Annotated in this window: 1 rRNA gene; it reads right to left on the minus strand. The window is 51.7% G+C overall.

What is annotated here, in order from left to right:
* A 16S ribosomal RNA gene (locus LQ622_RS15265) occupies positions 1-207 on the minus strand; the annotation flags it as partial.

The following is a 207-nucleotide window of genomic DNA, read 5'->3' on the forward strand; positions in this document are numbered from 1 at the left end:
CAGGTCGGCTACGTATCGTCGCCTTGGTAAGCCGTTACCTTACCAACTAGCTAATACGGCGCGGGTCCATCTATAAGTGACAGCCGAAACCGTCTTTCACTATCGAACCATGCGGTTCAAAATATTATCCGGTATTAGCCCCGGTTTCCCGGAGTTATCCCAGTCTTATAGGTAGGTTACCCACGTGTTACTCACCCGTCCGCCGCT

The organism is Mammaliicoccus sp. N-M50, assembly GCF_022386995.1.
Taxonomy (GTDB): Bacteria; Bacillota; Bacilli; order Staphylococcales; family Staphylococcaceae; genus Mammaliicoccus; species Mammaliicoccus sciuri_A.